13 protein-coding genes are annotated in these 12,673 nt (G+C 65.2%); 8 read left to right on the top strand and 5 right to left on the bottom strand.

What is annotated here, in order from left to right:
* Positions 1-11: 11 nt before the first annotated feature.
* From ACX3O0_RS09390 to ACX3O0_RS09375, 4 genes are read left to right on the top strand one after another with little or no spacing between them, the layout of a single operon-like run.
* The gene (locus tag ACX3O0_RS09390) at positions 12-1,106 is read left to right on the top strand and encodes a 4-hydroxy-3-methylbut-2-enyl diphosphate reductase (protein WP_459088220.1); all 1,095 of its coding nucleotides are present in this window, start codon (positions 12-14) and stop codon (positions 1,104-1,106) included.
* Complete coding sequence (locus tag ACX3O0_RS09385; RefSeq protein WP_459088218.1) at positions 1,106-1,702, top strand: DUF6264 family protein; 597 nt, start codon at positions 1,106-1,108, stop codon at positions 1,700-1,702. Before ACX3O0_RS09390 ends, ACX3O0_RS09385 begins: the two co-directional genes overlap by 1 nt.
* A gap of 56 nt (positions 1,703-1,758) precedes the next feature.
* Complete coding sequence (locus ACX3O0_RS09380; protein WP_459107545.1) at positions 1,759-2,985, top strand: ATP-binding protein; 1,227 nt, start codon at positions 1,759-1,761, stop codon at positions 2,983-2,985.
* On the top strand, positions 2,975-4,132 hold the full coding sequence (locus tag ACX3O0_RS09375) for a hypothetical protein (protein ID WP_459107544.1): 1,158 nt from the start codon (positions 2,975-2,977) through the stop codon (positions 4,130-4,132). Before ACX3O0_RS09380 ends, ACX3O0_RS09375 begins: the two co-directional genes overlap by 11 nt.
* Here ACX3O0_RS09375 and fbaA read toward each other — a convergent pair.
* The gene (fbaA, locus tag ACX3O0_RS09370; RefSeq protein ID WP_459107543.1) at positions 4,129-5,154 is read right to left on the bottom strand and encodes a class II fructose-bisphosphate aldolase; all 1,026 of its coding nucleotides are present in this window, start codon (positions 5,152-5,154) and stop codon (positions 4,129-4,131) included. The genes ACX3O0_RS09375 and fbaA overlap by 4 nt on opposite strands.
* Before the next feature lie 191 nt (positions 5,155-5,345).
* Between fbaA and glpX the strand changes: the two genes are divergently transcribed.
* Positions 5,346-6,314: a class II fructose-bisphosphatase gene (gene glpX, locus ACX3O0_RS09365; RefSeq protein WP_459089800.1), complete on the top strand. Its 969-nt coding sequence runs from the start codon at positions 5,346-5,348 to the stop codon at positions 6,312-6,314.
* A 3-nt stretch (positions 6,315-6,317) separates the two neighbouring features.
* On the opposite strand, the gene ACX3O0_RS09360 is transcribed toward glpX, so the two are convergent.
* Positions 6,318-7,751: a DNA recombination protein RmuC gene (locus ACX3O0_RS09360; RefSeq protein ID WP_459088210.1), complete on the bottom strand. Its 1,434-nt coding sequence runs from the start codon at positions 7,749-7,751 to the stop codon at positions 6,318-6,320.
* Positions 7,752-7,816: 65 nt separating this feature from the next.
* On the bottom strand, positions 7,817-8,419 hold the full coding sequence (locus ACX3O0_RS09355) for an exonuclease domain-containing protein (protein ID WP_459088208.1): 603 nt from the start codon (positions 8,417-8,419) through the stop codon (positions 7,817-7,819).
* A 135-nt stretch (positions 8,420-8,554) separates the two neighbouring features.
* Here ACX3O0_RS09355 and ychF point away from each other — a divergent pair, with 135 nt between their 5' ends.
* Positions 8,555-9,631, top strand: a complete 1,077-nt coding sequence (ychF, locus tag ACX3O0_RS09350; RefSeq protein ID WP_459088206.1) for a redox-regulated ATPase YchF — start codon at positions 8,555-8,557, stop codon at positions 9,629-9,631.
* Positions 9,624-9,986 (top strand): zinc ribbon domain-containing protein YjdM, encoded by a 363-nt coding sequence (locus tag ACX3O0_RS09345; protein ID WP_459088204.1) that lies wholly within the window; start codon positions 9,624-9,626, stop codon positions 9,984-9,986. The genes ychF and ACX3O0_RS09345 overlap by 8 nt, the downstream gene beginning before the upstream one ends.
* Before the next feature lie 52 nt (positions 9,987-10,038).
* Here the strand turns inward: ACX3O0_RS09345 and ACX3O0_RS09340 are convergent, their stop codons facing one another.
* The gene (locus tag ACX3O0_RS09340) at positions 10,039-10,566 is read right to left on the bottom strand and encodes a GNAT family N-acetyltransferase (protein ID WP_459088202.1); all 528 of its coding nucleotides are present in this window, start codon (positions 10,564-10,566) and stop codon (positions 10,039-10,041) included.
* Between the two features lie 376 nt (positions 10,567-10,942).
* Here ACX3O0_RS09340 and ACX3O0_RS09335 point away from each other — a divergent pair, with 376 nt between their 5' ends.
* A complete protein-coding gene (locus ACX3O0_RS09335) occupies positions 10,943-11,383 on the top strand; it encodes an RpiB/LacA/LacB family sugar-phosphate isomerase (RefSeq protein WP_459107542.1) in 441 nt (146 codons plus the stop codon).
* A 14-nt stretch (positions 11,384-11,397) separates the two neighbouring features.
* On the opposite strand, the gene ligD is transcribed toward ACX3O0_RS09335, so the two are convergent.
* A complete protein-coding gene (ligD, locus tag ACX3O0_RS09330) occupies positions 11,398-12,636 on the bottom strand; it encodes a non-homologous end-joining DNA ligase (RefSeq protein ID WP_459107541.1) in 1,239 nt (412 codons plus the stop codon).
* Positions 12,637-12,673 lie beyond the last annotated feature (37 nt).

Here is a 12,673-nt window from a genome sequence, read left to right as displayed (position 1 = left end):
GAATCGGGTATGTGAGCAACATCACCAACGGCGCTCTCGCAGTGCACGTCGAGACGCCCCGAATTCCAGCCGTGCGAAACAGGCTAACGGATACCCCCGTCGCCGGGCACAAGCGTGTGCTCCTTGCCGCGCCCCGCGGCTACTGTGCAGGAGTGGACCGCGCGGTCATCGCCGTCGAGAAAGCGCTCGAGCACTACGGGGCGCCGGTGTACGTGCGCAAGCAGATCGTGCACAACATCCACGTCGTGTCGACGCTGGAGAAGAAGGGTGCCATCTTCGTCGATGATGTCGAGGAGGTGCCGCGCGGCTCGCACGTGGTCTTCTCCGCCCACGGGGTTTCGCCAGCCGTTGTCCAGGGAGCTGCAGATCGCGACCTGCAGGCCATCGACGCGACCTGCCCCCTGGTCACCAAGGTTCACCGGGAAGCGGTGAGATTCGCCAGGAACGACTACCAGATCCTGCTCATCGGCCACGCCGGTCATGAAGAGGTCGAAGGCACCATGGGGCACGCCCCGGAACGCACGACCCTGGTCAACAGTCCGGATGATGTCGATACCATCGTGGTCACAGACCCGGACAACCTGGTCTGGCTCTCCCAGACCACGCTGAGCGTCGACGAGACCATGGAGACGGTTCGCCGACTTCGCGAGCGCTTCCCCAACCTGCAGGATCCGCCCAGCGATGACATCTGCTACGCCACCCAGAACCGGCAGGTGGCGATCAAGAAGGTGGCCGCCGAGGCCGACCTAGTGATCGTGGTCGGTTCCGCCAACAGTTCCAACACGGTTCGCCTGGTGGATGTCGCTCTGGAGAACGGTGCGAAGGCCGCCTACCGGGTCGACTATGCCAGCGAGATCCAGCAGGAGTGGCTCGACGGCGTCGCCACGGTCGGGGTGACCTCCGGGGCATCCGTTCCCGAGGTTCTGGTGCAGGAAGTCCTGGCCGACCTCGCCGACGCCGGCTACACGGATGTCTCGCCGGTCGTCACCGCGGAGGAGGACCTCATGTTCTCGCTGCCGAAGGAACTGCGCAAGGACGTGAACGGCAACCAGGACGAACGCGCCCTCGGCGGCCGGAACCGCAAGCTCGACTGGCAGCTCCAGTAATGGCCGGCGCCGCCGAAACGCCCCGCCCCCGCGCGCAGTACGGCGAGTACGCGACTCCGGAGGAGCAGCAGCGTGCACGCGGTCTGCCCGAGCCGTCGAGCGAGGCCGTTCAGCCGCGGCCTGCCGAAGCGGCAGCACCCGCACCCGCCCCGGTTTGGGACAGCGACTCGCGAGGCGCCGAGCCTGCCGCGCGCCCGGCCGCTACCGGCTCCGCGCACCCGGTGGACCGTGTCGTGACCCTGGTACTCCTCGCCGTCGGGCTGTTCCTGGTACTGAACAGCATCCCCGGCTACCTGGCGATGCCCGAGGCCATGCAAACCGTTTACGACCAATTGGGTGCCGGAACCTACCCCGCAGCGGATGTTGCGGCCAGCCTGGGCATAACCGCCCTGGTGGTGCAGGTGGTTATCTGGGTCGCCACCGCGGCATCCGCCTGGTTCGCCATGAAGCGGGGACGTTTGGCGTGGTGGATCGCGCTCCTCGGGGGAGTTCTGGCCTTCATCGCCATGATGGTCATCGTGTCGGTCGCCCTGTTCGCCGACCCGGGCTTCATCGACAACGTTTCGTCGGAGAACCTGCCGCAGAGCTCGTTCTGATTCCTGCTCACAGCGTGGCTCGTCGCGCCCCGGCGTCCAGCCCGTAGCCTCGCAGTGTGCGCCTGCAGGTACCACCACGAGACGTTGCGTCGTTGGTCATCCTGCGTGCCATCACAAAGGCCGGGTGGGCTGCTGCGGCGGTGCTGCTGGTGGCCACGGTCGTGCTGGTGGCGGACGAATTCACGAACCGGGGCCTCGGCCTGGCGGTGATCGCGCCGATCGGGTTCATCTCGGCCCAGCTTGCCGCGCTGATCCTGCTGTTCCTGCGGCCCCGGCCGCGCACCGCGATCATCTACGTGGTGACCAGCGTTGTAGGCATCGCCGGATACCAATGGGCCCTGCTCACGGCCGACCCCACGATCGGGGAGACGTACCAATACCTCCTCAACCGCCCGATCGTCGCGCTCTGCGTCATCGGGGCCGTCACGGCCAGGCCGATCGGCGGCATCCAGTGGACGACCGGCGCGTTGCTGGCAGGAGAGGCGACGAGCGCCCTGGTGCAGCTCGCCCTCGGTCTTCGCGTCGAATTGGGTATCGGACCGCTGCTGGCCGCCCTCCTGATCGTCATCCTGATGCTGTGGCTTCGGCGCAGTGCCACCAACCAGGCGGCGCGGATGCCGGACGGCCGCAGCATCGACGAGGAGACGAAGCGGCTCGACGAGGAGCGCGACGCTGAGGCGAGGGCCGCGGCGATCGTCCACGACACCGTGCTGAGCGACCTGGCCGCGATCGTCCACGGCCGGGTGGTGCTCACCGCCCATGACCGCAGGCACCTGCGTGACAACATCCAGCGGCTCACCTCGGCGATGGCGGGTACCACCGAGCCGACGGCGTCCGGCCGGGTCGATCTCGAGCTGCTCGGTGTGGTGAGCGACCTGCGGTGGCGGGGCCTCACTGTCGAGATCAGTGGTTCCGGTTCCGCCCTGTCGTTGCTGGATGCGCCCAGCCGTTCCGCCGCCCTCAGTGCGATCAGCGCAGCCCTGGAGAACGTGCTCGTGCATGCCGGCACCACGTCGGCCGACGTGTTCATCGACGACAACGCCGACGAGGTGATGATCATGGTCGTCGACCAGGGCAACGGCTTCGAAACGGATGCTGTCGGTGACGACCGCCTGGGCCTGCGGCTCTCGATCGTGAAGCGTATCGAGGACTCCGGCGGGCGAGCGACCCTGTGGTCCAGGCCGGGTATTGGAACGTCGGTGCTGCTGTCACTGCCGAAAACGCCACCGAGCAGTCAGGGAATACCGAGGAGTCAGGGAACGCGAGACAGTCATGGCATCTGACCGGCCGCTGCTGACCACCATCACGCGATCGCCGCAATCGGTGGATCCCCTCAGCTGGTTCATCAGGCCATTCCTCCCGGTGACGTTCGCGCTGGCGATGGCGGTCTCCGGTGGCGTCTTCGTCCTCGGCACCGCGCGGGAGTTCGATAGTCCGGTGCTTCAGCTCACCGCCGTGCTGTGCTTTGTGCTGGCCTGCCTGACGATCCATCGTCCGGCGAAGCCCAGGCTGAATCCGTTCCTGATTCGACATGCCGCGTTGCCGCTGGCGCTGGCGTGGCTGGGTGTTGTCACTTCCGGGCTGGGGGTGGGCTCTGGCGATGTCGGGCGGTGGTGGGCGCCGCTCGGGATGGCGCTGGTGTTGGCTGCCCTGGCGCCCTTCAACTCCGCTGTGCTTCTGACCGTATTCGGCCTGCTGAGCACAGTGGTCTGCTCCGTTGTAGGGGTGATGGCCTTCCATCCGAGCGCCGACGCCAAGTCGCTGGTCTCGATCGTCGTGATCGCCGCGCTGGTTCCGGTGCAGGCCACGACCGCGACCGCGATGTTCAGCGCGTTCGTCGTCGAACGGGTGGTGCGCTGGTCGACGTTGCCGATCCAGGCCGAACTGTCGACCAATCGCACGTTCGACTTCTCGCAGTGGAATGCCGGCCGCGGTGAGTTGAAGCTGCTCAGCGACCGGGTGATCCCGTTCCTCGAACAGATGGCGCACGACGGGTTCATCGCCGCGCGTGACCGTACCCTCGCCGCGGAGTTGGGCCGGGAGGTTCGAGACGCGTTGCTGGAGACAGTGGACCGCAGTTGGCTGGAGTCGCTCGCCTCAGAGCACGGGCTGCGGGTGGTGGATCCGGGCAATCGTGCGGGTCGCCTGACCCAGGCGCAGCGTGGCGCCGTGCGAAGTCTCATCGTTGCCGTGCTCGACAGTGCGGCACTCATTCCGGACACGCTGTCCATCGAGCTTCGTGACAGCCCCGAGGGTGGGGTCGCCGTCGGGTTGACCATGCGCCTGGACTTGCCGGAAGGCAAGCGGATGATGTTGCTGGCTCCGTATTACCTCACCCTGCGCGCAACGGTCGATGACCTGACCTGGGATGATCGCGACGAGCTGAGCATGCGATTCCGGATTCCCGCGCCGGATCGCAACCAGGACTAGCCGATCGACTTGCCAGCGGAGCCCAGCTGGGTGGCTGCCTCGACGACGCGCGCGGCCATCGCCGTCTCGGCCTTCTTACCCCAGGAGCGCGGGTCGTAGACCTTCTTGTTGCCGACCTCGCCGTCGACTTTCAGCACCGAGTCGTAGTTCTTGAACATGGTGTCAGCGATGTTGCGTGTGAAGGCGTACTGGGTGTCGGTGTCGACGTTCATCTTGACAACGCCGTTGGCGACCGCGGTGGCGATCTCCTGGTCACTCGATCCTGACCCGCCGTGGAAGACCAGGTCGAGGGGCCGCGGGTCGGTGCCGTACTTGGCGGCCAGCCCATCCTGGATCTCCTGCAGCAGCTCCGGGCGCAGCTTGACATTGCCCGGCTTGTAGACGCCGTGCACGTTGCCGAAGGTGAGTGCAGCCATGTAGCGGCCGTTCTCTCCGAAGCCGAGCGCCTCGACGGTGGCGATCGCGTCTTCGAGAGTCGTGTACAGGTGCTCGTTGATGTCGTGGCTGACGCCGTCTTCCTCGCCGCCGACCACGCCGATCTCCACTTCGAGGATCGAGTGGATGGCCTTCATTCGGGGGAGAAGGGTCTTTGCAATCTCCAGGTTCTCGTCGAGGGGAACCGCTGAGCCGTCCCACATGTGCGACTGGAAGATGGGTCCACGCCCCGCCTTCACCTCAGCCTCGGAGGCTTCGATGAGGGGGATGACGAAACCGTCGAGGGCGTCCTTCGGGCAGTGGTCGGTGTGCAGCGCAACCGTGACGCCGTAGTTCTTGGCGGCCTCCGTAGCGAACGCCGCGAAGGCGAGGGCGCCGGATGCCCGCGCCTTGACGCTCTGCCCGGCGAAGTAGTCTGCACCGCCGGTGGAGACCTGGATGATGCCGTCTGATCCGGCCTCGGCCAGGCCCTGCAGGGTGGCGTTCACGGTCTGCGACGACGACACGTTGATCGCGGGGTATGCAAAGCCTTCACGCTTGGCCTTGTCCAGCATTTCGGCGTACTGCTCGGGGGTTGCGATGGGCATGTCGTCTCCTCTGGCGGTTCTTCTCGTACTTCGTGCGGGGGCTTGTGGTCAGTCTACCGAGAGGCCGGGCCAGTGTGACGGAGCCGCCCGCCGATAGGATTGAGCCCGGATGCCCCGGCTTTCGGGAGTGCATCCCCGCCCGGCCAACCTCCAACGAAGGACGACTCGTGGTCACCACTGACACCGCATCCATGTACCTGCAACCCGACCGCAACCTGGCGATGGAGTTGGTGCGCGCCACGGAGGCAGCCGCCATCCGTGCCTACCCGTTCATCGGCCGTGGCGACAAGAACGCGGCCGACAAGGCGGCGGTGGATGCCATGCGCAAGTTCCTGGGAACCGTCGACTTCGACGGGGTGGTCGTCATCGGTGAGGGCGAGAAGGACAAGGCGCCGATGCTCTACAACGGCGAGCACGTCGGCAACGGCCACGGCCCGTCGTGCGATATCGCCGTGGACCCGATCGATGGCACGTCGCTCACCGCCGCCGGCCGGCAGAACGCGATCTCGATGATCTCGGTCTCCGATCGCGGCTCGATGCTGGACGCGTCATCCGTCTTCTACATGGACAAGCTGGTGACCGGTCCGGAGGGCGTAGGAGTGGTCGACATCCGCAAGCCGATCGGTGAGAACCTGCGGGCGCTGGCCAAGGCGTCGGGCAAGGATGTGACCGACCTTCGCGTCGCCGTGCTCGATCGGCCGCGCCACGCGCAATTGATCGACGACATTCGCGCGGCCGGCGCTGGGACCAGGCTCATGCTCGACGGCGACGTGGCCGGCGGGATCAACGCCGCCCGCTACGAGAGCCGCATCGACATGTGTGTCGGCATCGGCGGCAGCCCGGAGGGTGTTGCCACTGCTGCGGCGCTGAAAGCGTTGGGCGGGTTCTTCCAGGGCAGGCTGGCGCCTGGCTCAGATGAGGAGAAGCAGCGCGGGATTGACGCCGGGCTCAAGTTCGACCACGTGTATGAGGCCAACGACCTGGTCAGCGGCGACAACACGTTCTTCGTCGCCACCGGGGTGACGGATGGCGAGATGGTTGCCGGCGTGCGACGCAAGGGCCCGATCATCCGCACCGAGAGTATTGTGCTGCGCTCTCGTTCCGGCACGATCCGTCGCGTCTCGGCGGATCACCTCATCGAGAAGTGGCTCGACGAGTAGCCGCTATTCTCGCCCGGCGAACGCTTCGTCGTCGAGCAGCTGGCCGTCGGTCATTTGATCATCGAAGGCGCTGTTGAGTTCCGTCAGTTCGCGCAACTCGTGTAGTTCAAGCGGCTCGTTGGATTCCGTCGAGCCGTTAGAGTCGCCATCCTCCGTCATCTCAGCCGACGTCAGTTTGCGCGGGGTGTCGTGAATAGCGGCGGGTTCGGTCATGAGCGCGATCTTGGTTTCGTCGATCCCTGGGAACTGCCGGGCAGTCACCAGCACGCGAGTCTCCAGCGAGTTGGCGAACTTGTTGTAACTGTCAACAGTGCGCTCGATGGCCTTGCGCATTCCCTCAGCGTGTCCGGCGAGGGTTCCCAGACGCTGATAGAGCGTGTTACCTAGATCGAAGAGCTTCTTGGCTTCGTCGGTCACGGCCTGCTGCTGCCACGTGAAGGCGACTGTCTTCAGCACCGCCCACAGATTCACCGGCGAGGCCAGAGCGACGCGCTTGCTGAACGCGTACTCGAGGAGGGAAGGATCGGCCTCCAGCGCCGAAGACAGTAGCGACTCACTGGGGATGAAGGCGATGACGAACTCAGGGCTCGCATCCAGTCCCTCCCAGTAGGTCTTCTTGGCCAGGGCATCGATGTGGCTCCGCACGGCTTTCACATGGCGATCGATGAGTGCCGTCCGCCGAGATCCCTCTTCGCCGGTGGCGGAGAGCGGAATTTGGCTGGCCTCGATGTAGTGCTCGAGAGGCACTTTCGCGTCGATCGCGATGGATTTGCGACCAGGAAGCCTGATCACCATGTCGGGCCGTCCCGCCCCGGCATCGGTGGAGATGCTCGTCTGGGTGTCGAAGTCCACATACTGGGCCAGCCCGGCCGCCTCAACCACCCGGCGCAGCTGCGTCTCCCCCCAGACACCGCGTGTGCTGTTGGATCGGAGGGCGCTTGCAAGTGATTCGGTAGTTGCACGCAATTGCTCGTCGGACACTTGCGCCTGTTTCAACTGCTCGGCAATCGAGCCGTACTGGGTCGCTCGATCCTTCTCCAACTCGGTCACCTTGTGCTGCATGGTGCGAAGACTTTCCTGCACGGGCGTGAGGGCCTGGAGTACTTTGCTTTCTGCGCGCTCCCGCTCAGTCAGGGCCACCTGCTCAGCTCGCTGACGCTCGATCAGGCCACGGTTCTGTTCCTGTAGCTCGGCCAGCCGCTCCCGAAGGCTCGATTCGGTCGCCTGCACGGCAGAGAGTTCCGCAGCGAGCTCCGACCTGGCGGCTTGTTCGAGTGCCCGAACCTCGCTGAGCGCGACCTGGTGGCGTGCCTCGAGCACCGCCGGGTCGACGCCATCGACTGCTGTCTTGCGGCTTCGGGCGACGAGCATGCCGATGATGCCGCCGAGGGCGACGCCGACGAAAAGGCCGATGAGCAGTGCGATGAACGGGTCCATGCATCCAGTGTCGCAGCGACCGCAGACATCCCGTCGCGCACGCGCCGCCCGCGCGGGGAGTGAGGCTAGCCGAGCGCCATCGCGCGAGCATCCGCCGCCGCAGCGCCGATCGCGCCGACCCTCAGACCGAGGATGGTGGCGAGGTGCTCCAGTGAGTCGGCCGCGTGCCGCCGTGCCGCGTGAACCATGATCGCCGCGCAGGCCTCGGAGTCGGCGAGCGCGTCGTGGTGGTTGAAGTCCTCGAAACCGGCGGCCATGGCGGCGACCGGCAGTCGGTAGGAGTCCAGGTGGTACGTCTTGCGGGCGACCTGGAGGCTGCACAGGTAGTTGAAGTTGGGGGTCTCGATGAAGCTCGCGGCGCACGCTCCGGAGATCACTCCCATGTCGAATCCGGCGTTGTGGGCGACAAGGTGGTCGCCGTCGGCGAAGGCGACCAGGTCGGGAAGTTGTTCGCTCCAGAGCAGGGCGTCCGCGACATCCGCCGCCATGATGCCGTGGATGCGCGTATTCCATTCGGTGAACGCGTCGTGACCGAGCGGCGGGCGGATGAACCAGCTCGCCTTGTCAACGACGGCACCATCGCGCACTTTCACCAGGCCGACCGAGCACGCCGAGGCGCTGGAGGAGTTGGCTGTCTCGAAGTCGATCGCGGTGAAGTTCAGTGCCATGCGTCGCATCGTCTCACGCACATCCGACGCCAGATCGGAGCGCGCCCGGTCTGTTGCGAAACGGGACGACCTCGAACTGGTCGCCGCGCCGGCGTCGCGGATCGCGTTCCACCGCGCACGGTACCCTTGACTCTCGTGGCTCTCACTATCGCAATCGTCGGACTCCCCAATGTGGGCAAGTCCACCCTCTTCAACGCCCTGACCAAGAACTCGGTGCTCGCCGCGAACTACCCGTTCGCGACGATCGAGCCGAACGTCGGCGTGGTGAACCTTCCCGACCCGCGACTGGGGAAGCTGGCTGAGATCTTCGGGAGTGAGCGCATCCTGCCCGCCCCGGTCTCGTTCGTCGACATCGCCGGAATCGTCAAGGGCGCGAGTGTGGGCGAGGGACTCGGCAACAAGTTCCTGGCGAACATCCGTGAGGCGGATGCGATCGCTCAGGTCATCCGCGGATTCAGCGATGCGGATGTGGTTCACGTCGATGGCGAGGTCAACCCGGCCAGCGACATGGAGACCATCAACACCGAGCTCATCCTCGCCGACCTGCAGACCCTCGAGAAGGCGGTCGAGCGGTATGAGAAAGAGGTCAAGACGAAGCGGGCAGAGCCGATCGTGCTGGAGACCGCGAAGGCTGCCGTCGCCTGGCTGAACGACGGGCATCCGCTCTCCTCGAATTCGAAGCTCGACCTGGAGCCGATTCGTGAGTTAGGGCTGCTCACCGCGAAGCCGTTCATCTACGTGTTCAACGTCGATGAGGACGTTCTCGGCAACTCCGCCAAGCTCGCGGCGCTCGCCGCTCTGGTGTCGCCGGCGAAGGCCGTGTTCCTGGACGCGAAGCTCGAGTCCGAGCTGATCGAGCTGGATGAGGCGGATGCTGCGGAGCTGCTGGCCAGCACCGGCCAGGAGGAGAGCGGTCTCGACCAGCTCGCCCGCATCGGGTTCGACACCCTTGGCCTGCAGACCTACCTGACCGCCGGCCCGAAAGAGTCGCGGGCATGGACGATCCCGAAGGGGGCCAAGGCGCCGCAGGCGGCGGGTGTCATCCACACCGACTTCGAGAAGGGCTTCATCAAAGCCGAGGTGATCGGCTTCGACGACCTGGTCACGACCGGCTCCATTGCGGAGGCGCGCGCCAAGGGCAAGGCCCGCGTCGAGGGCAAGGACTACGTCATGCAGGACGGCGACGTGGTGGAGTTCCGCTTCAATGTCTGACGCGCTGCCGGCCTGCCCTGAATGCCAGGAGGCGTTCACCTACGAGCAGGGTGCGCTGCTGGTGTGCCCCATGTGCGGCCACGAGTGGACCTCCGGCTCGGCTCCGGACGAGAGTGCGTCCGACGCGAGTCAGATCAAGGATTCCGTCGGTAATGTGCTCGCTGATGGTGACACCATCACGATTGCCAAGGATCTCAAGGTCAAAGGCGCGGGCGGCGGCGTCGTAAAGGTCGGCACGAAAGTGCGCGGCATCCGGCTCATCGAGGATGGCGTGGGCGACCACGACATTGACGCCACCGTTCCCGGGTTTGGGCGGATGCAATTGAAGTCCAGCGTGGTGAAAAAGGTTCTCTGAGCGGTCGGCGCTGGCATCGCGCGTGCTCATAGGGCTTCCTTCCGAGCAACCCTCAGACGAGAGATCCCAGATCGAGCGCGTAGTGCACTGTTTCCTGCTCGGCGCCGTTCTGCAAAACGGATGCTGGGCGCCCGGCGATTTCGACGAACCCCGACCGTTCCAACACCCTCCGAGATCCGACATTGGTGAGTGTGGTCATAGCTGTGATCATCTCTAGTCCGTAGTCCCGGGCAAAAACGGTCGCGAGTTTCACTGCGCGGCCAGCGTGGCCGACGCCGGTGGCTTTCTGTGCGATGCGGTAGCCAAGTGAGGCGGACCTGTGCGTGGCGTCCACCAGATTCACCCGGCCGACTAGTTGGTTGGATTCGTCGCGGACGACGAAGAAGAATGACCCTTCCGCCGATTGTTCGTCCAAGAGCGCCTGATTGCGCGTTTGGAATTGCGTGAAGTAGTCGTCCCCGCGGTCAGGTACCCACTCAGCGAAGTAGTCGCGATTCTCTCGCTCGAATTGGAGAAGTTCGGCGAGGGCTACCGTGTCCAGCATTTCTATCGTCGTCTTGGCTTGGGATTCGGCTCGCACGTCAGCATGCTATCTCGCGTCGAGAGGATGACTAGCTGGGGGATCCATCATGATTACTCGGCGCCGTAGCTCAGTCGAGTTTCGCTTCAACGTGTAGTCAGGTTCCGGTTCAATGGGGTGCATACAGCGCCGGTGCGGGAAACGCCGCAGATGAGATCAGCAAGCGGCTCGTTGCGGTGAAGGCAGCGAACGCCGTCACCACGTCGGCCGGTGCTGCCGCGGCACGAGCCGTGGCGCCGGCCTCCTGTCACGTGGCATCCTCGGCATGACGATCCGGGAGATCCAAGCGCAGATCAGCGCGCCGTCGCCCGGGCAGCGTTGATGCGGCTCGAGAGAGTCGGCGCATAGACTGGATGTCGGCAGGGATGGGGTAGACGTGCGGATCATAATTGGGGCTCCCGGCAATGGTGCGGCGTTGAAAGACGAGCTGAAGTCGCTGCTCGAGGCAGACCCCCGAGTCAGTGGCGTGGTGGACCTATCGACCGCGGAAATCACCTATCCCGACGTGTCTTTCCAGGTGGCAGAGGCCATCCGCGACGGGAAGGCCGACCGTGGGCTCCTCGTCTGCGGCACCGGCGTCGGTTCGGCGATCGCAGCGAGCAAGGTCACGGGTGTTCGGGCCGCGACAGCTCATGACCTCATCACGGTCCGCGGTGCGGTCGAGAACTACGATGCCCAGGTTCTCTGCATGGGTGAGAACGTGATCGCTCCCGCTGCAGCCAAGGCGCTCGTTGATGTGTGGCTGGACCTGCGCCACGACCCGTCGAGCGCCTACGGGCAGAAACTCGCAGAAATCACTGCTTACGAATCGCGCTGAAGTAGCCACTGGCGTTAAGAAGGCTGCCCCTGGTTCTTCCCCGCCCACGGGTCGTAGTCGGCCTCTAGTTCCGCCTGTTCGGGTCGCTCATCTTCGGGCACATGCTGAAGGTTCACCCGGATGCGATACCAGAGCGAACTGGAACCGCGCATCCCGTCGACCAGCACGTCGGCCGGCTCGAGCAGCTTCACGACCTTCGGGTGTTTCGACTTCCACCGTTCAAGCGCCTCGAGAGCCTCCGGCTTGGTCTTCGCCCTGGCGATCTCGATGAGGGGCATCGTTGACGCCCGTCTTCCTGATCCGTCCGATGATTTCGGTGGTTTCTCGGCCGGGCCGAGGTCGTCGGCCAGGGCGAGCAGCGCATCCAGGCTGCCGACGGCGTCATCGATTCCGGATGCCGGGTCGCCCCGTTCCGCGAATCGCTCCAGGACAGTGCGCACGGTGAACTCCTCCGGCCGGCATTTCGGCATCTCCTCCCAGTCGAGCGGCGTCGACACGCGGGCATCCGGAAGCGGACGCACCGAGTAGGCGGATGCCACGGTGCGGTCCTTCGCGTTCTGATTGAAGTCGACGAAAACGCTTTCGCCGCGTTCTTCCTTCCACCACCTTGCGGTTGCCAGGCCTGGCGCTCGCCGTTCGACTTCTCTGGCGAGCGTTTCGGCGGCGAGGCGCACCTCCCGGTACTTCCAGCGAGGTTCGATTCGTGCGTAGATGTGGATGCCACGAGAGCCGGATGTCTTCGGCCAGCCGACCAGGCCATGGTCAGTCAGCACGTCGCGGGCGATCATTGCCACATCCACGATCTGTCGCCAGTCGACGCCCGGCATGGGGTCGAGATCCACCCGGAGTTCGTCCGGGTGGTCGAGGTCGTCGGCGCGGACCGGATGCGGGTTGAGGTCAATGCATCCGAGGTTCACGACCCAGGCCAGCGCCGCGGCATCCCGCACGACAACCTCCTCGGCGGAGTTGCCCGATGCGTAGTGCAGTGTGGCGGTATCGATCCACTCTGGCCGCTTCTCGGGTGCGCGCTTCTGGAAGAACGCCTCCTCCTCAATGCCTTTTACGAAGCGCTTCAGCACCATCGGACGACCCGCGACACCTCGGAGAGCGCCGTCCGCGACGGCTAGGTAGTACTGCACAAGTTCGAGCTTCGTGATGCCCGGCTCAGGGAACACCACTTTGTCCGGGCTGGAGATCCGCACCTCGCGCCCATCGATCTCCAGCACCTCGGCCTTACTCGCAGTGGGGCTCATGCTCACAACGTAACCGTGTCAACGTTCGACCGACAGG

It is taken from the genome of Homoserinimonas sp. A447 (genome assembly GCF_054489325.1).
This window is presented reverse-complemented; position numbering and strand designations above follow the sequence as displayed.